Annotated in this window: 11 protein-coding genes, 1 tRNA gene and 2 CRISPR repeat arrays; of the genes, 3 read left to right on the top strand and 9 right to left on the bottom strand. The window is 65.6% G+C overall.

Annotated elements, in window-relative coordinates:
• Nucleotides 1–23 precede the first annotated feature (23 nt).
• A CRISPR array of direct repeats spans nt 24–357; the repeat unit is 29 nt; unit sequence CGGTTCATCCCCACGGGCGTGGGGAATGC.
• Nucleotides 358–448: 91 nt separating this feature from the next.
• A CRISPR array of direct repeats spans nt 449–1,088; the repeat unit is 29 nt; unit sequence CGGTTCATCCCCACGGGCGTGGGGAATGC.
• 104 nt (nt 1,089–1,192) lie between these two features.
• The 8 genes from cas2e to cas3 all read right to left on the bottom strand — a co-directional run bounded on the left by cas2e (nt 1,193) and on the right by cas3 (nt 10,198).
• A complete protein-coding gene (gene cas2e, locus CH341_RS18070; protein WP_111420392.1) occupies nt 1,193–1,489 on the bottom strand; it encodes a type I-E CRISPR-associated endoribonuclease Cas2e in 297 nt (98 codons plus the stop codon).
• Nucleotides 1,470–2,450 (bottom strand): type I-E CRISPR-associated endonuclease Cas1e, encoded by a 981-nt coding sequence (cas1e, locus tag CH341_RS18065; RefSeq protein WP_111420391.1) that lies wholly within the window; start codon nt 2,448–2,450, stop codon nt 1,470–1,472. The genes cas2e and cas1e overlap by 20 nt, the downstream gene beginning before the upstream one ends.
• 3 nt (nt 2,451–2,453) lie before the next feature.
• Complete coding sequence (gene cas6e, locus CH341_RS18060; protein ID WP_111420390.1) at nt 2,454–3,224, bottom strand: type I-E CRISPR-associated protein Cas6/Cse3/CasE; 771 nt, start codon at nt 3,222–3,224, stop codon at nt 2,454–2,456.
• Entirely contained in the window at nt 3,221–4,018 is a 798-nt protein-coding gene (gene cas5e / locus CH341_RS18055; RefSeq protein ID WP_111420389.1) for a type I-E CRISPR-associated protein Cas5/CasD, read from the bottom strand. Before cas5e ends, cas6e begins: the two co-directional genes overlap by 4 nt.
• Nucleotides 4,019–4,021: 3 nt before the next feature.
• Nucleotides 4,022–5,122 (bottom strand): type I-E CRISPR-associated protein Cas7/Cse4/CasC, encoded by a 1,101-nt coding sequence (cas7e, locus tag CH341_RS18050; RefSeq protein ID WP_111420388.1) that lies wholly within the window; start codon nt 5,120–5,122, stop codon nt 4,022–4,024.
• Between the two features lie 10 nt (nt 5,123–5,132).
• Nucleotides 5,133–5,753 carry a type I-E CRISPR-associated protein Cse2/CasB gene (casB, locus tag CH341_RS18045; protein ID WP_111420387.1) on the bottom strand — a complete coding sequence of 207 codons (621 nt, stop codon included), beginning with the start codon at nt 5,751–5,753 and terminating at the stop codon, nt 5,133–5,135.
• On the bottom strand, nt 5,750–7,423 hold the full coding sequence (casA, locus tag CH341_RS18040) for a type I-E CRISPR-associated protein Cse1/CasA (protein WP_111420386.1): 1,674 nt from the start codon (nt 7,421–7,423) through the stop codon (nt 5,750–5,752). The genes casB and casA overlap by 4 nt, the downstream gene beginning before the upstream one ends.
• 102 nt (nt 7,424–7,525) lie before the next feature.
• The gene (gene cas3 / locus CH341_RS18035) at nt 7,526–10,198 is read right to left on the bottom strand and encodes a CRISPR-associated helicase Cas3' (RefSeq protein ID WP_170149686.1); all 2,673 of its coding nucleotides are present in this window, start codon (nt 10,196–10,198) and stop codon (nt 7,526–7,528) included.
• 1,107 nt (nt 10,199–11,305) lie between these two features.
• Between cas3 and CH341_RS18030 the strand changes: the two genes are divergently transcribed.
• Nucleotides 11,306–12,280, top strand: a complete 975-nt coding sequence (locus tag CH341_RS18030; protein ID WP_245431124.1) for a tyrosine-type recombinase/integrase — start codon at nt 11,306–11,308, stop codon at nt 12,278–12,280.
• A 1,064-nt stretch (nt 12,281–13,344) separates the two neighbouring features.
• Nucleotides 13,345–13,659, top strand: a complete 315-nt coding sequence (locus CH341_RS18025; RefSeq protein ID WP_146604524.1) for a hypothetical protein — start codon at nt 13,345–13,347, stop codon at nt 13,657–13,659.
• Between the two features lie 981 nt (nt 13,660–14,640).
• On the opposite strand, the gene CH341_RS18020 is transcribed toward CH341_RS18025, so the two are convergent.
• Nucleotides 14,641–14,725, bottom strand: a tRNA-Tyr gene (locus CH341_RS18020).
• Nucleotides 14,726–14,953: 228 nt separating this feature from the next.
• On the opposite strand from CH341_RS18020, the gene rlmB reads away from it, so the two are divergent.
• On the top strand, nt 14,954–15,967 hold the full coding sequence (rlmB, locus tag CH341_RS18015) for a 23S rRNA (guanosine(2251)-2'-O)-methyltransferase RlmB (RefSeq protein ID WP_210208428.1): 1,014 nt from the start codon (nt 14,954–14,956) through the stop codon (nt 15,965–15,967).
• Nucleotides 15,968–16,020: the final 53 nt, after the last annotated feature.

Genomic DNA, 16,020 nt, shown 5'->3' with positions numbered 1-16,020 from the left:
GGCCGCCCGCAAGATGCGGGCGACGGTTCATCCCCACGGGCGTGGGGAATGCCCGACGAGGTTCTGCACGCTCATCTCGAGCAGCGGTTCATCCCCACGGGCGTGGGGAATGCGAAGCCCCAGTCGCCGGGCGTGGCGCGCAGCTCGGTTCATCCCCACGGGCGTGGGGAATGCTTCGGCGCGCATCGGGATGGGGTCGGACATGGCGGTTCATCCCCACGGGCGTGGGGAATGCCGCCGCAGGCCCGGATCGAGCGCATCGAATGCCGGTTCATCCCCACGGGCGTGGGGAATGCCGGTCCCGACCCGGGAGGTCAGAGCTGTGATGCGGTTCATCCCCACGGGCGTGGGGAATGCTCGATCAGCAACGCGGCGTGATTGAGCTGACCCGGTTCATCCCCACGGCGCGGGGAATGCCGGGCCGTGGTCGGCCGGGCGCCGATGCGGGCCGGTTCATCCCCACGGGCGTGGGGAATGCGGCATCTCAGGGGCGGAGGATAGACCGATGACCGGTTCATCCCCACGGGCGTGGGGAATGCGTCTGGACCCCGCTGCTGCTGGTGTAGAACACCGGTTCATCCCCACGGGCGTGGGGAATGCCCATGGTCAGCCCTCCTGTCCCGTGGCGGCGGCGGTTCATCCCCACGGGCGTGGGGAATGCCGCACCGGCGTCGAGGTGCTGCTGCCGTTCGGCGGTTCATCCCCACGGGCGTGGGGAATGCAGCACCAGCGTGTCGGCCGTCTTGGCCAACGCCGGTTCATCCCCACGGGCGTGGGGAATGCGCGTGGCGCTCGGCGTCGGCCCGCATCATCCGCGGTTCATCCCCACGGGCGTGGGGAATGCATCACCTTGGGGTCGGGCATCTGCTGAGGGGGCGGTTCATCCCCACGGGCGTGGGGAATGCGAAGGCTGGGAGGCCGCACGGGCCGCATCCACCGGTTCATCCCCACGGGCGTGGGGAATGCCCCACCATCCGTCAGACGGAAGTCACCCGCATCGGTTCATCCCCACGGGCGTGGGGAATGCCAGACCCGCAAGGTCTACGAGGACGGCTCGGTCGGTTCATCCCCACGGGCGTGGGGAATGCTCTTCCTGCAAGCTATTGAGAGAACATGATTCTCACGATGTCAAACAGCGCACCGGCGATTCCGGTTCTTCTTGCGTCCGGCACGGCAGTGACCTCTCTCGAGGTCAGCCAGGAGATCTCGAGGCCAACGGCAGGAACTTCACGAGCTTGAAGCCGTCGAAGTCGACCGGCTCGCGCCTGTTCGTCCCGACCGTGTCGAACTCGAATCCGGCGTCCGTCGGCGCGCTCCAGGCGATCACTGCGTTGCCATCCCCGATCGAGGCCTGAACCAGCTTCCAAATCCGCTCGCGGGTCCGTCGAGAGAACACGCCGACATAGACGCCCGCACGAACCTCGAGCAGCCAAACCGCAAGCCGCCCCCGGAGCCGATCCGGGGCATTCTCAACCACGATGACCAGCATCCCCGGAGGGCTCCCCGTCGCTGAAGGCCGGGGGCATCGCTTCTTCTGAAGGTTCGGGCATCGGCAAGCCACCCGCCGACAGCACCTCCTCGATCGAAGGGATGATCCGCGTCAGCAGGTCGGTGCGGCGGAACGCATCGCGGCAGGCACGGCGGACCTGCGTCTCAATCGAACCGGCAATGCGCCCCTGCCCGGCCTTGGCGGCGATCTCGAAGGCGACCGGCACCACAGTTTCGAACTTGAAGAGGTCGGCGATGTCATAGACGAAGGACAGTGGCTTACCGGTGTGCAGAAATCCGATCGCCGGCGCATAGCCGGCCGCTAGAACAGCAGCTTCCGCAAGCCCGTGCAGGCACGACGTGGCCGCTGAAAGGCATTTATTCGGAACGTCGGAGGCGTCCCACGCTTGGGGGTCGTAATCACGACGCCGCCAAGCAACGCCGTTCTGTCGAGCGAGCAGCGCATATGTCTCCCGAACCCGCACACCTTCGATGCCACGGAGTTGGTCGACCGAGCGGCGCTCCGGCGCGGCCTCGCCGAAGCGCTTCGCATACATCGCGCGCACGACCTTCAACCGGGCGACGTCGTCGAGCGCCAGACGGGCCTGATAAAGCAGCCGGTCCGACCGCGCCCCACCGGGCTGTCCCGATGCGTAGAGCCGCACCCCGGCTTCGCCGACCCACACGAGCAGCGTTCCGGCTCGCGCCGCGAGCGACACCGCGGCATGACTCACACGCGTCCCGGGCTCCAGCATGATGCAGGCAAACGCGCCGACCGGAATGTGGATGCGAACTCCGTTCGCATCCAGCGCCACGAACGCCCCGTCGAGGACATCGATCTGAGCCCGCTCCACGAAGATGATCGAGGAGCGCTCCTTCAGCGTGAGCGGACGGGGCGGTTCGAGCCCGGGGAGACCTTTGCCGGACCCCGTAGAACCCTGGCGTTCGGAGTCCCCGGTCATCGCTCACGCTCGCCGGATCAGCATCAGCCCGCAGCCATAAGCCTTGGCGCGACCGAACCCCTTGGCAATCCCGGCGAGGAGCGCCGGCGGATCGGAGACCGTCAAGACCCCGGCGTAGTCGATCAGGCCGAAGCGCGCTGCCCGCCTGCCCGGCACGGCCGCCGACTGAAAGCCGCTGGAGAGCAGAGCGATCGGCTCCTCGTCGATATCGCAGGCCGTGCGGTCGAAGCCGGGTAAGGCATCGGCCTTCGGCTCGAGCTCCGGGTCGAACCGCTCCAGGATCATAAATCCAGCTGAAAGCGCCTGTCGCCCCAACCAGCGGCGCGCCGCGTCCTCGACAGCGCGCGCCTTCTCCAGCTGAGGGGCTTTCTCCGTCAGGCGCATCACGGCCATCGTCATCACGTCGTAGCGCCCCTTGGTCCCCGTCTTCGGATTCTCGGCCTGGATGGTCGGATTGGCGTGGAGCTCAAAGCGGAGCCGGTCACCAGGCGCAAGCTCGGGGGCGAACGGCTTGGTATCGATCTCGAAGAGGCGGGCTTCCGAGCGGGGGGGACGCGCCGAAAGGATCAGGAATGTCGGTCGTCCGTCCGGTCGCGTCGTCTCGCGAAAGAGGAAGTCCCGTCGCGCATCGGCGTCGCCGGCGAACAGGGACCACACGAGATGGTGTGAGGCCTCGAGGCGCCGGTCGGCCTCTTCAGGGAGCAGGATCCGCTGCAGCGTGGCGACGTCGGGATCTCGCCTCAGCTTTGCGCGGGTGAGAAACAGGCTGGTCATCGCGTCCGGTCTCCCGTCGCAACGGCTTGCCCGACCAACTCTACGCGCGGAGCGAATTGCCAGCGCCGGCGATCGGCCACTGCGTCGCGTCGGGTCTCGCGACGGCTCGGTGTAAAGCCTAGCACCGGAGCGAGACCGATATCCGCAGCAATCGGCGTCGGCGCCGGCGCGGTCGCATCGACCGGACGATCCTTCCGGAACAGCGACTTCAGAGCGGCCCGCTCGGGGATCGCCTCCTCGGCGAGGTCGTAGGCCATGAACGCCTCGACCACCGTCGCTGCCTCCACGACGCGGGGTGCTGGGGGCAATCCCAGCGGACACGACCGCCGGCCCGCGGACAGCCGCCAAGCCGGGCGCTCCAGGGCGCTCGCGAGATCCTCGACCGGCACCGGAGCGCCGTCCCGCGCCACGATGAGCACCGTGAAGGCCGCATCGGTGAGATAGTCGCGCCGGGTCAGCTTGGTGCCGAGATCGCCGACTGCGAGCTCCTCCGCCCGCGTGGCGGGTCGCCGCCCTGCACTCTTGGCAGTCCTCGAGACCGCACTGGCCGGTGGAACTTGCACGGTGTGATAGTCGGCCAGCAGCCGCCCCGGCAGGTCGGTGCGCACAGCAATGTCATAGCCCTCGGCGAGGGCCACCTGGCGCGGATCCGTCCGGGGTATCCCGAGCGCGGCCGCGAGGAGACCGATCACGGCCGATCGCGTCGGTCGCGACGCGGTCCCTCGACGCTCGTCGACGGCAATCTCGCCGAACGCCATCATCGGCGCGGCGAGCGTGAACACAAGGGCTTGCATGGCTCACGGCTCACACGCGAAGCGGACGAGTTCCGCGAGCGTCGCAGTCCCCTCCTCGCTCGGATCCAGGCAATTCATCTCGAGCGTTCGCACACCCTCGGCACCATAGGCTCGCTCGAACTTTTCACGAGTGGCGCGCAGTTCGTGGACAGAGGCGGCGAGATAATCGTTGACGCCCCGCTCGGCTCCGATCGGCCGCACGAAGGCGGCCGCCAGCGTGCGCGGCGCGGCATCGCCCTTCTCGACGAGAATGAACGAGGTGCGCGCGAAGCTCGCGTAGCTCGCCCGCTTACCGGACGGACCGACCTGTGCAGCGGCCTCCAGCAAGGCCTCGATCGCCGTGCCGGTCAGTGCAGCATTGCCATCGAGATTGCGTCCAAGCAGCTCACGGTCGACGCAGATGTAGAGATAGAACACGCCCGACCCGAACCCCGCCTCACCGACGAATCCGGCACCAGCGTCTTCGGAGGGGCGCTTGAGATCGTCGACCGCCGTGTAGTAGTCGTCCTCGATCGCCACGCGATGAGTGGTGAACGCATGAGACACGGCGACAGCCGCCTCGCGATTGAACTCCGGCGCATCGGCCAGCATCCGGCCGAACATGGCGATATCGGCGGCCGTGTCCGTCTTGCGCAGGAGGGCGAGGACGAGCGCCTTCTTGTCCGGAGCATCCTTCGTCTTGGCCGCACGCGCCTCGGAAAACGCGATCGCGGCAGCTCGCTCTTCCGGAGACACGAATGCGAGCTGCTCGGTGTAGGTCGGGTTGTCGTCCTTCTCGCTCTTCACTTTGCCGAAGGCGCCGGCGATCTCGCGAGCGATAGCACGCGCATCCCCCGCCGACGTCCCCTTCGACAGAAGATGCGCTTCCAACACGGCGCCGAGCCGCTGGGTGCGTTCGCCACGGTGTCCATCCAGCTTCTTGGCGAAGACGTCGGAGGTGCGCCAGGCGCGCTTGAGGGCCTGCGATGAGACGCGCAAGCGCGCCTCTCCACCGATCACAGCACTCTTCGGCCGTCCGGTGTCGTCACGGTTGAGATTGGCGGGCGGATAGAACGTCAGCAAATGGAGCTGCAGGAAGCGGGCGGTCTGGGCAGTCGTAGCCATCTAGGGGCCCTCAAGCAGAGACGAGATGTTCGGATGAATGGGATGAAGACTCCGGATCGGGTGCCGCACCTCGCAGCGGGGAGGCTATCCCGGCACCGTAATATTCGAACGCGAAGTCGCGACGGGTCTCCTGCCGATGCCAGCCGAGCAAGACGTTCTTGATGTCCTCGACATTGGCCGAACCGCCGAGGAGATCTACGGCGCGGCGGAACTGGCGAGCGAGCTCGGTGAGGTCGTCGGACGTCGGATCCGGGCTGTTGGCGGTGCTCATCAGACGCTTGAATCGGAGCACCGAGAGCACCGGCTTGTTATCGGCTTCGGGCCTCTGCGGATCGGCCGGCATTCTGGAGAAGCCGATATGCCGGGCGAACGTCTTGTTGCGCCCGGTGTCCTGACGCACGGCGGCGAGCACCATGGCCAGAGCAGCAACCCGTGACAGGTCGTGCCGGCGACGACGTCCGAGGTAGCGGAACAGTCGCAGCGTGGCCTCGTCGATCACTGCGGCGTCGAAGTCGGCCCGCTTTAGCCGTGCCTTGGCAGCACGATCTCGCTTATCCAGGTCACGCCACCAGTCCTGCGCCCTCGTCGTTTCGACCGATGCATTCACGTCGCCAGCAGCTTCGTCGCTCATGATGTCGGCTCCTCGGCGCCTTTGCGGCGGCCCTTGCGCGGTTTCTTCTCAGCTGAGACTTCCGTCGGAAGCCCGAGCGCGCCGAGCAACGCAGCGCCGTCCCGACCGTGTCCCTTCAGCATGAGGGTCAGCGACAATCGGGCGCGCACTGCCTTGGCGAGCCAGCGAGTGTCGATATCCGAGAGCGGCACCGCCTCGTCGAAGAGGCGCGTCGCCGTCGGCTGAAGAACATCCTCGAGAAATCGTCGCGCCAACGGCTCGGCGAAATCCGGTTGATCCGGGTCGGACTCGAGTCTGCCGGCCGCATCGTCGATCACGCCGAAGAAGACCGTCTGGGACTCGGTGAACAGCCGTTCCCGCAGAGCCGAACGCGCGGTGGCATCCGATTTATCGATGCCGAGCGCGTCGCCGACGAACCTCGCCATGGACAACGCCACGACCTCGGCCGCAGAGACGAGACGTCGTGCGAACGTGTCCAGACGCTGGGATCCTGGGCCAGCGAACAAGGGCATCTCGGCCTCGACAAAGCCGCGAGCCTTCATGTTGTCCATGTCGTAGCCGCAGGCGAGCAACCTCGCCGCACGCGAATGCTGCACGAAGCCGAGTCGGGTTCGAGATGCCGCGACACACGCCGCTCGGCGGCGAAGCGACGTCGAGTCGCTGTCGGCGACGAGGTCGACCCAGTGACGGTATGTGATGCCATCCGGCTGGGGGTGGACGAACAGCCAGGCTACGTCGGTGGCTTTGGGCCGATACATGGGCGAGAGAGGATGCGGCACTGCCGCGTAGCTCACGCCCCAAGGCCGGGCCCGATAGGCCTCGACCATCACCGCGTCTTGGGCGCCGGTCAGAGCGCAGACCTCGCCGGAAGCTGCCGGACGAAAATCCAATCGAATGCGCCGCGGCATACCCCAGAAGCACTGGCGACCATACGGGTCGATATCGGACGGGGTCGTCGGCGGCTTCTTGTCCTCCGAGGTTCGGGTTGGCGCGAGCCAGGGGAAGACCAGGCGCAGGTCGCCGCCCGCGGGTTCCGGGTAGCTGGGAACATTGAGCCACAGAAGATGCCAAAGGGAGGCAGGCGTCGCAGGCAGCGCGAGCGTCGTGAGTGGACCGCCGCCCCGGAGCGAGGTCCGATGTCCGGCGCCGCCCGACGGGGCCTGACTCTGCAGGGTGAACAGTGCAATGGCTGCGGTCGCACGAGCCAGTGCAGGAATTCGGTCGCGTTTCGTGAAGAGGTCGAGGTTCTTCTCGACCGTGTTCTCACCGGGACTGTCGATCAAGAGGCTAGCAATGCCCTGCGGCTCGGCGACGAGGTCCTCGTGATCTTGCAGGAATCGGGGCCCCTCGCCGTCGAGCACGAAGGCATGCGCGAACGGCGCGAACGACGCTGCCAGTTGATCGTGCGACGGTGGCGAACGCCAGCGATCGATCCACTCGTGATCATCGCTGGGAGGGCACGCGGTGGCGAGAAGCCCGATCATGAGCTCGCGGCTCGCCGCGTCGAAGTCTGCGCGCTGCCAGTCGAACGCGACCACCGGCTCGGTCTCGATGCGGTCGGTGATATCGCAAGGGCGGATCCAATCCCGCCGAACGGCCCCATTCCTCGAGTCTTGTCGCACAACCGGGAGCCAGGGTTGGTCGAGAAGCGAGAATGCTTTCGCTACCATTGATTGACAATTCCGCCTGGACAATGCAGGATTGGTCCTGAGAGGGTCGCGAAATGCGCGAAAACGTCAAGCCAAAGCTAGGCTTTTCCCCGGGTTCCCTTGTCAAACTGGCGCGGCAGCTACCGAAAGGCCGATTTCCTTGTGATACCTCGCTGAAACGATGCGATTTCGTCCATCGATCAACGATATTCCGCATTCCGGATCGACCAGGGGGAGAACGACGGCCAAATCGTGCCGCCCTCGCCAAGCCGCTTCGATTGCTGCGGCAGCAGCGTCGGCCGGCGATCCCGGCGCTCGTCCGGCCGCGCGGGTCGTGCGCACCGAGAGCTCGGACAGGCGCCATGCGCGCCGATCATCTGGATCGGCGATCCAAGGTCGCAGGGCATTCCGGTCCCAGCGCGCCAGTCGGAACGTCGTCACTGGCTCGGCCAAGCGCGTCGGGACGTCGAGATCGTCACGCCAGACGTGAGCACTGCCCCGCCGATAGCCGTCATGAAACTTGAGGACGTTCTGGCCCGCGTGACCGGCTGCCGCCAGCGCCTTGCCCAATGCGTCGTTTCGTTGCCGGATCAGCCCCGCAGGTATCCGCGCGTCGGCATCCGGCCCGTAGACACCTTCGACCATCGGCCGCAGATCATCCGGCACCTTCAGCATGCCGCGGTCGAAAAGGTCACGGGCCGACAGCCACAGGAGCGCGTGGTCGCGGTAAACCCATTGCGCCTTCGGGAACATGGCACTCAGCCAATTGGGTGAGGGGTCGTCGTGCGGGAACGGAGAGACGACCTCGAGGACTGGCCCATCGAGCACCCTCGGCCGGTTGTTGTGGCGCCAAAGCCGCCCCGCGCGTTGGATCATCAGGTCGATGGGCGCGAGGTCGGTCACCATCGCATCGAAATCGAGATCGAGCGACTGCTCGACCACCTGCGTGGCGACCAGCACGCGCCCACGTCGATCGGCTGCTTTGCTATCTCGTCCGAACCGGGCGACCACCTCCCGTTCGATTGCGAGGCGATCCCCAAGGGCGAACCGGGCGTGGAATAGCTGTGCCGCGATCCCCTGCTCTGCCAGCACCGAAACGGTGTCGATGGCATCATCGACGGTGTTGCGGATGCAGGCCACGGCGGCCCCGGCCCGGGCGTGCTGGACGACCCGCTGGACTGCAGCCTCGGGACCATCGATCCGGGTCACCGCGATGGTGCGGGCGAGGTCGGGACGGAGCACGATGGGGAGTTCGTGGGCCTTGTCGCCGACTGTAGTCGCGAGCGGATACTCGGAGGACCAGATCGGGAAATTCGCCCGTTTGGTTCCAGTCCGGCCCGCTGAGAAGGCCGCTGCGAGCTTCGATTTGATGACGGTCGGCAGGGTGGCCGAGAGAACGACGGTCGAGCCGCCAAGGGCCGCCTGGAACTCGATCAGAGTCGCCAGCTCCTCCTGCATATAGCTGTCGTAGGCATGCGCCTCGTCGATGATCAGGATCCGCCGCGACAGGCCCAACTGCCGGATCGGTGCGTGCGTCGCCGCCAGCACCGCCATGAGGGCTTGGTCGATCGTCCCGACACCCAGGTCGGCAAAGAAGGCCCGGCGCCTGTCCTCCGCGATCCAGCGGGTGCATTGCGCGCTCGCTGTTTCATCACCTGCGTCGCGGCCGTAGCCGCGGTCATCGCGGCTACCGAGGTCGAGCGCTGGACGGAAGCCTGGGTGCAGGGCAGCAGCCGAATGGGCGAGCGCCAGGCTCGGGGTGCTCTCGGCGCAGAAGAGGCGGCGATAGAGCTCGGCCATCCGGTCGAACAGAGCATTGGCCGTCGCCATCGTCGGCAGAGCCACGAACACACCGCTGCCGCCTCCAGACTGCATCAGGCGGTGCGCGAGCACGAGCGCGGCTTCTGTCTTCCCGGATCCCATCGCGTCCTCGAGCACGTAAAGGCCCGCGCCCTCCACGAGCTCGACGGTCTCGGCCCAGATCTGCGCTGAAGTGGCCGGAAAGGACGACCTCGTCAGGGCTAAAAACCCTTTGATCGACGAAGGCTTCGCTGCGGCGAGGCCGGCTTCCGCTACAGCTTGTCGTGCCATGGGGCGGGCGATCTCGGCCAGATAATCTTCGAGGGAGCGATTACCGGGCGCATAATCGAACCAGCGGACATTCGAGCCGAGCCAGTCGGCGAGCGCCACCAGGCCGGCGAGCCGCCACGACAATGTGCTCGCGGCACCCGGTCGAAGGCGAGGCAATGCGGCGGCACCAAAGAGCTCGCGAATTGCCGTCGTGAAGCTGCGTGCTGCAGCTACACCTTCTGGACGAAAGACATTGACCAGATCGTAGCTCGCATCACGGATCCGGCCATGATGAAAAAAGATCGGGTCGAGCACAGCGGTCGCGTCGACCGGATCCTCGACAAGCGCGTCGAGAACGGCGCGCAGATCCTCGTCCTCCGCGGATAAAAGAGCTCCCCCGAGGTCGTGCCGATAGGGACTTGGTCGCGCAGTTGTTTGGAATACCGAGGGGAGAAGATCGGGGACCTTCGCCTGGAATGCCCAGGCGAACTTTCCGACGTCGTGGAGCGCGACGAGTGCCGAGAGAGTTCGAATGATGTCGGAGTGCTGGTCCGGCGAAGCACTGAACGCTGCCGCCAATGATCGCGCGACGCTTTCCCATGTCCCGAGCAACGCCTCGAATGCGGCCGCAACATCGAGGGCATGGTAGGCTAACGGGTGATACTGAGGACCAGACTCGTTCTGCGGCGACGCCTTTCCCCAGAACGTTGTGAATGAGCAGTCCATCCTCGTGCCTTCAGCCATCGCCCGGGAGAACGCAACGGGAGCGAGCGCTTACGCGTTGCTGCAATCAGCTGCGACGCGTATCTTGTGCAGGATCAACCTCAGCCTCAAGCCCGCGGAAGCAACTTTCAGATCAAGTCAATCTTCCAATCCAGACTTTCCATAGAGGCTTTCTCCCCCCCAGCCTACAGATCTAAAATAGTAGGCAAGGAGGAGAATGTTAGACTTTCCGTCGAAGGTGGCAGGGAATCTTGAAGCATTCGTCATGCCCGACTTGGTGATGTCCATTTACCAAGTCATCAATTCCGTTTCCCGATCCAGAGGATCACATGGTCGCCGGCGAACCGACGCCCGGCCAGTCGCATGCCATCTCAACGACTGGTCGGAGGAAGATGCGGCAACGCAGAGCTTCCATCTTTTTGGTGCGTTCGCAGTCAATGACTGCCGGTGCGACCGCCACAAGGCGTCCTGCTTGGCAGGGGAGCGCATGTCGCGATGGCCGTTCGCCTGCGGGGGGCTCATAGCCGGCGTCCTGTATTCGCCGTGCCGTCTTCTCAGACCCGCTATGCCGCCGCCGACGCACGACGACAGTCAGACATTCAGTTCTTACTTATTATGAATGCGGCACTCCCGAGCCGCAAGCGCGAAGTCGAGACTGAAGGCGCAAGTGATGACCTCACTAAGCCACTCGCTCAGCCGCGGCAGAGCTCGGCATGACGTGGTTCTAAGCTGCCGTATCCGCCATAGGCCGGTGGGCGCGAGCTCAGGATTTTTTTTCGTCACGCGGGCGCGTCCAACGCTATAGATCGGAGATGTCTGGTCGCCCTGCGAACATCACCCAAGCCGAGATAGCTCGGGCAATCCGCGCTGCGAAGAAGGCTGGCGCATGCGCGCTAGAAGTCCGTCCCGACGGATCCATTCTCGTCTTGCTCACCGACGCTCCGCCTATCAGCGGATTGCGACCTGAAGCCGTGGACGATCTTCCCGAAGTTGTGCTCTGATCGCGACATGCCCCGATCTCGTCCCCCTCGCCTGCATCGCGAGACGACACGTCACGGCAAAACTGTCTGGTATGTCCGGGTCGGGCACGGACCGCGAGTTCGTTTGCTGGTGGCGCCAGGGGAACCCGGGTTCGACCAAGCCTATCAGGCCGCGATCAACGGCGAGGTCGCGGCTCATCCACAAAGCAAAACGTCTGCTGGCACTCTCGAGTGGCTGGTTGCCCGCTATCGAGAGACATCGGCGTGGACCGAGCTGTCACTGGCGACGCGCCGGCAGCGAGAAGCCATATTCCGGCAAATCCTTGCAACCGCCGGCCGTGAACCAATCGCCCGTATAACTCGCAAAGCCGTCGTTGCGGGTCGGGATCGGCGCCGGGACACTCCTGCCCAGGCGCGGCACTATCTCGACGCGATGCGCGGCCTGTTCAGGTGGGCCGTCGATGCCGATCTGTGCAAAGACGACCCAACGGCGGACGTGCGACCTCCGAAGGCCAAGCGTAGCGACGGCTTCCCGGTTTGGGAGCCGGAGGACGTCGCCAAGTTCGAATCCCGTTGGCCGATTGGGACGCGCGCGCGACTGGCCTTTGATCTTCTACGCTACACTGGCCTTCGCCGTGGCGATGCCGCGCGTCTTGGAAAGCAGCACGTTCGCGATGGCGTCATCCGGATCAAGACCTCCAAAACCGGGCAATTGGTCACAATCACGATGCTCCCGGCACTCGCCGAAACGTTGGCGGCCGGGCCTGTCGGGGACCTCGCCTTCATTGTGGGAGATCGAGGGCGTCCGCTGACCAAAGAGAGCTTCGGAAACGAGTTCCGCGAGTGGTGCGCTGCCGCCGGTGTGACGAAGTCGGCGCACGGGCTTCGCAAACTCGCTGCGACCATAATGGCCGAAAACGGCGCGACGGTGCCTGAGTTAGAATCCGTGTTCGGTTGGTCCGGAGGCAGAATGGCATCGCACTACACGCGTTCGGCTGACCGCGAACGTTTGGGCCGCACTGGTTCCGTCAAGCTCGCTAGAACGGAAACGACACGATCTGATGACGAAGGAGAAATCCGTCGCATTGATGCCGATAGTAAGTAACCGACGCCTCCGAAGATCGACCTGCGACGCCGCCCACGGTGGCTCCACGGAGAGCCTGGATAAGTTATGCGATGGAAATCCACGATTCGTGGCGGCGCCTCCTCGAGCCACCACAGGCTTCCCAGCGCGCAGTCGGATGAGGCGTATGGCAGGCCATTCCCGCGGCCACGGCCCCGGGTCCCACGGACCCCACCGGTTCCTAAACCGGGGGGCCCCATGCAGACAATGCACGGCCATTCCTAGACCGCAGCACCCGTGGCTGCGATCGGATCGGCATCGGGGCAAGGGCGTTTAGACCCCCGGTCCCCGCGGCCTAACCGTTCCAAAGTCCATGATAGCGAGCTGTGGACCGAAAGAATGGTCGGCGCCGCGCAGACGCATATCCCTCGAAGAGCTCCCTATGTGCCGCCTTTCCCCGTGATGCGGAACGGGGTTCGGTTGCTCTCTCCAGAGGAGGTGAGGCGGGTAGTGCCTTCTCATCCGGTTCGTCTCACCGCTCTCTGTAGAGGGTCATCGGCGGACGTAACCGGCGTCCCACGAGTTGGTCCTCCAGACCTATTCGCGAGGCGCCGGCCCTCTCAGGACGATTGGCTCGGTCGATCCGTCGAGGGACAAACAGCATCGAGGCGAGGACTCCGGGCGCGCTGATTATCCATGTCGCTGTAGGCTTTCTGAGCCTACGATGAGTGCTCATGGGGTCCGCGAAGATCTTGCCTTGCAAGCCCGGCATGTTTTTGGCGTGTCGCTGCGGCGGCGGGCGTGCCGGGCTGGCGCTGCTCGACAATGAAATAGATCCAGTGGGTATTTCGGGGCTTGGTGCCGCTCTCGGTTTGTAGCTCTAGTCTGCGAGTTTCCGTCGGCTCGGTGTAAGACGTTCCGACTGTGCTGTTCTACCCGTTGCCGGACGCCGCGAATGGACTTATCGTTCTGAGCTTACAGTGAAATTGGAGCAGAATTACAGTTTTTATCTGGGATCTCACCAGACAATGATCGATACGACTCCGGAACGGCGGGGGTGGCACTGTAATTTTTACAGTTGGGGGGGGGCCTTGAGGATTTGGACCGTGGTGCTGGCTGGCCTGCTGTTGGCGGACTGTGCGGGTGGTGGCCAGATGCGTTACCTGACGGGAGAACGGACCAGCGTGCAGGTCGAAGGCATCCCCTACCACGTCATGATGGCGGAAGCGCCGGGCGGCTTCGACTTCCGGTCCCATCGGGAAGAGAACTTCACCGTCATGCCGGACGAGCTCGCCGAGAAGCGCCGTAATCAAGCCGCGGCGCTGCAGGTCGCGCGAGGTGCCTGCGGCACCCGTAAGCCGGTGATCGGTGTCGAGTCGAAGGACGGCCCAGCCTATTACACCTCGGTGCGCTGCGAATGAGCACCTCCCCTATCAGACGCCGCCTCGCTACCAACCCCGGCTCAAGTCGACCGAAGATTCGGCAGTTCCTGTGGTGCGACTTTCCGAAGGACGCGCATCTGCCCGAGTTCTGGAAGACCAGATCGATTCTGATCATATCGCGGACGAGCGGCTCCGTGAGACCGCGATCGTGGTGCCCTGCCCCTCCGAGGGCAGACCCACCTGGGGGATCTACGACAAGATCACGACGATCGTGGTGAGCCGATTGCCGTCCGAGCGCGTTATCCCCATCCCCGAGGGGGGGCCTTGAGAGCTCGACGGCCTCGTGCGCCTGATGCTCAATGCGTTCATCTACCTGAAGAATTCAAATCGACTGCGAAATATCCGTTGACAAAAACTGGTCGCCGCAGCAGGTAATGGATCGACTTGCGGCGCTCGGACTTCGGTCCGGGGTGTCCGTTTCCCCGAAAGGGGAGCTACTTGCGGCGATCGGGAAACCGATGCGACCGTTGCCCTCGCGAGGGGGCGCATTTTGAGCCAGGGCCGTCCTTCGGGGCGGCCTTTGGTCTTTCTGGGGTGCGCCTGAGAGACGCCGTCTGGGCCACCCTCCTCTCGAAGCGATGTCGGTGCGTCTTGAGCCTAGTGGCTCCGCCTGCAGGCCCGAAAAATGGCCCCGTGGGCGACGTGAGGCCGGTCTTCGGCCGAACAACGTCGTTCGGTCATCACTGATGACGGCCGGCGATCGGCCAACCCGTCGACAGACCATCTGGCAACGATGCTTTGCGCACGGGCTCCCTCACACATCAAGCATCTCGACGTCGACAGTGCTTCTTCAGTTGCCGGAACCTGTCGCGCCGACGACGCCGCACTACACGCGATCGGAAGATGGTGAGCATTTTGGGCCTGGCGGAACAGACACAGCACATTCTATTCCCGCACCCACCCAAAAGGTGCGGGATCTTCCACAAAAAATTTAACGATTTCAATGTGTTGGAAAGCAGATGGTGGGGGAGGTAGGACTCGAACCTACGAAGGCATAGCCAGCGGATTTACAGTCCGCCCCCTTTGCCGCTCGGGACACTCCCCCACGCTGCGGTCGGCGCCGGTGCTCGGAAAACCGCCGAGCAGGCGCGCCGCGTGTCGGGGCGTTCTTATGGGTACGCACCCCCCTGGTGTCAACTCGAAAAACCCCGGGCCGCCGGATGGCTGGACCGCCGGTCCGGGCTGAGACCGGTGACCGACCGAGACGGAGGTGGCGGACCAGCGCCCTGCCCGCTATGCCAGTCCGCAACGCAGACCCTCAGCCGGATTCGTCATGATCGATCGCGACCGCCCCAAGAAGCCGTTCCGCCCGGCCGGACAGCGCCCCTGGCGCCCCGAGGGCGGCGGAGCCTCCGAGGGCACCGGAAAGGCGACCCCCTGGCCTCGCAAGGGCGAGGAGCCTCGCAAGGGCGACGAGGCTCGCAAGGGCGACGAGGCTCGCAAGGGCGAGGCGCCGCGCAAGGGCGAGGGCGGACGCAAGCACGGCGCCCCCCACAAGGGCGCCCCGTCCCAGAAGGGCGGCGGCCGCGGCCCCGGCAAGCGCCACTTCCGGCCGGAGCCGCGCGACCGCGAGGGTCCGGCCGTCCTCTACGGCTGGCACACCGTCAAGGCGGCGCTGGACAACCCGCAGCGGCGATTCCATCGCCTGCTGGTGACCGAGAACGCGGCGCGTCGCCTCGAGGAGGACGGGGTGCGGTTGCCGGTGACGCCCGAGCTGGTCCGCCCCGAGCAGATCGACGCCATGCTCGGGCCCGACGCCGTCCACCAAGGCCTTCTGGCCGAGGCCGACCCGCTCGAATCGCCGGACATCCAGGATCTCGCCCCGGAGGGGCTCGTGCTGGTGCTCGACCAGATCACCGATCCACACAATGTCGGCGCGATCCTGCGCAGCGCGGCGGCCTTCGCGGTCGCCGCCGTGATCACCACGGCGCGTCACAGCCCGGAGGCCACCGGCGTGCTCGCCAAGGCGGCCTCGGGCGCCCTCGATCTCGTGCCGATCGTCACGGTCGGCAATCTGTCGCGGGCGCTGACCACCCTGAAGGACAACGGCTGGCTGACGGTCGGCCTCGACAGCGAAGGCGATGCCGACCTGGCGGCGACGCCGCTCCACGGGCCGCTCGCGCTGGTGGTGGGGGCCGAAGGCAAGGGCCTGCGCCACCTCACCCGCCAGACCTGCGACGCCGTCGCGCGCATCGACCTGCCGGGCAAGATCACCAGCCTCAACGTGTCGAACGCGACGGCGCTGGCCCTCTACGTCGCCTCGACCCGGATCAAAGCCGCCGGTTAGCCAGGCGCGCCCGCCCGCCGGCGCGGCCGACGTATCGCCGGCGACGCGGCCGC

The sequence above is a fragment of the Rhodoplanes roseus genome (assembly GCF_003258865.1).
In the GTDB taxonomy this organism is placed as follows: domain Bacteria; phylum Pseudomonadota; class Alphaproteobacteria; order Rhizobiales; family Xanthobacteraceae; genus Rhodoplanes; species Rhodoplanes roseus.
Note: the sequence above shows the minus strand (reverse complement) of the source record. Positions and strands in the feature narration are given on the sequence as shown.

Excerpts from the sequence above, each read along its gene's own strand:
- rlmB (WP_210208428.1), top strand. The coding sequence starts at position 14,954 with ATGATCGATCGCGACCGCCCCAAGAAGCCGTTCCGCCCGGCCGGACAG.
- cas3 (WP_170149686.1), bottom strand. The coding sequence starts at position 10,198 with ATGGACTGCTCATTCACAACGTTCTGGGGAAAGGCGTCGCCGCAGAAC.
- cas1e (WP_111420391.1), bottom strand. The coding sequence starts at position 2,450 with ATGACCGGGGACTCCGAACGCCAGGGTTCTACGGGGTCCGGCAAAGGT.
- cas5e (WP_111420389.1), bottom strand. The coding sequence starts at position 4,018 with ATGCAAGCCCTTGTGTTCACGCTCGCCGCGCCGATGATGGCGTTCGGC.
- casA (WP_111420386.1), bottom strand. The coding sequence starts at position 7,423 with ATGGTAGCGAAAGCATTCTCGCTTCTCGACCAACCCTGGCTCCCGGTT.
- cas2e (WP_111420392.1), bottom strand. The coding sequence starts at position 1,489 with ATGCTGGTCATCGTGGTTGAGAATGCCCCGGATCGGCTCCGGGGGCGG.
- casB (WP_111420387.1), bottom strand. The coding sequence starts at position 5,753 with ATGAGCGACGAAGCTGCTGGCGACGTGAATGCATCGGTCGAAACGACG.
- cas6e (WP_111420390.1), bottom strand. The coding sequence starts at position 3,224 with ATGACCAGCCTGTTTCTCACCCGCGCAAAGCTGAGGCGAGATCCCGAC.
- cas7e (WP_111420388.1), bottom strand. The coding sequence starts at position 5,122 with ATGGCTACGACTGCCCAGACCGCCCGCTTCCTGCAGCTCCATTTGCTG.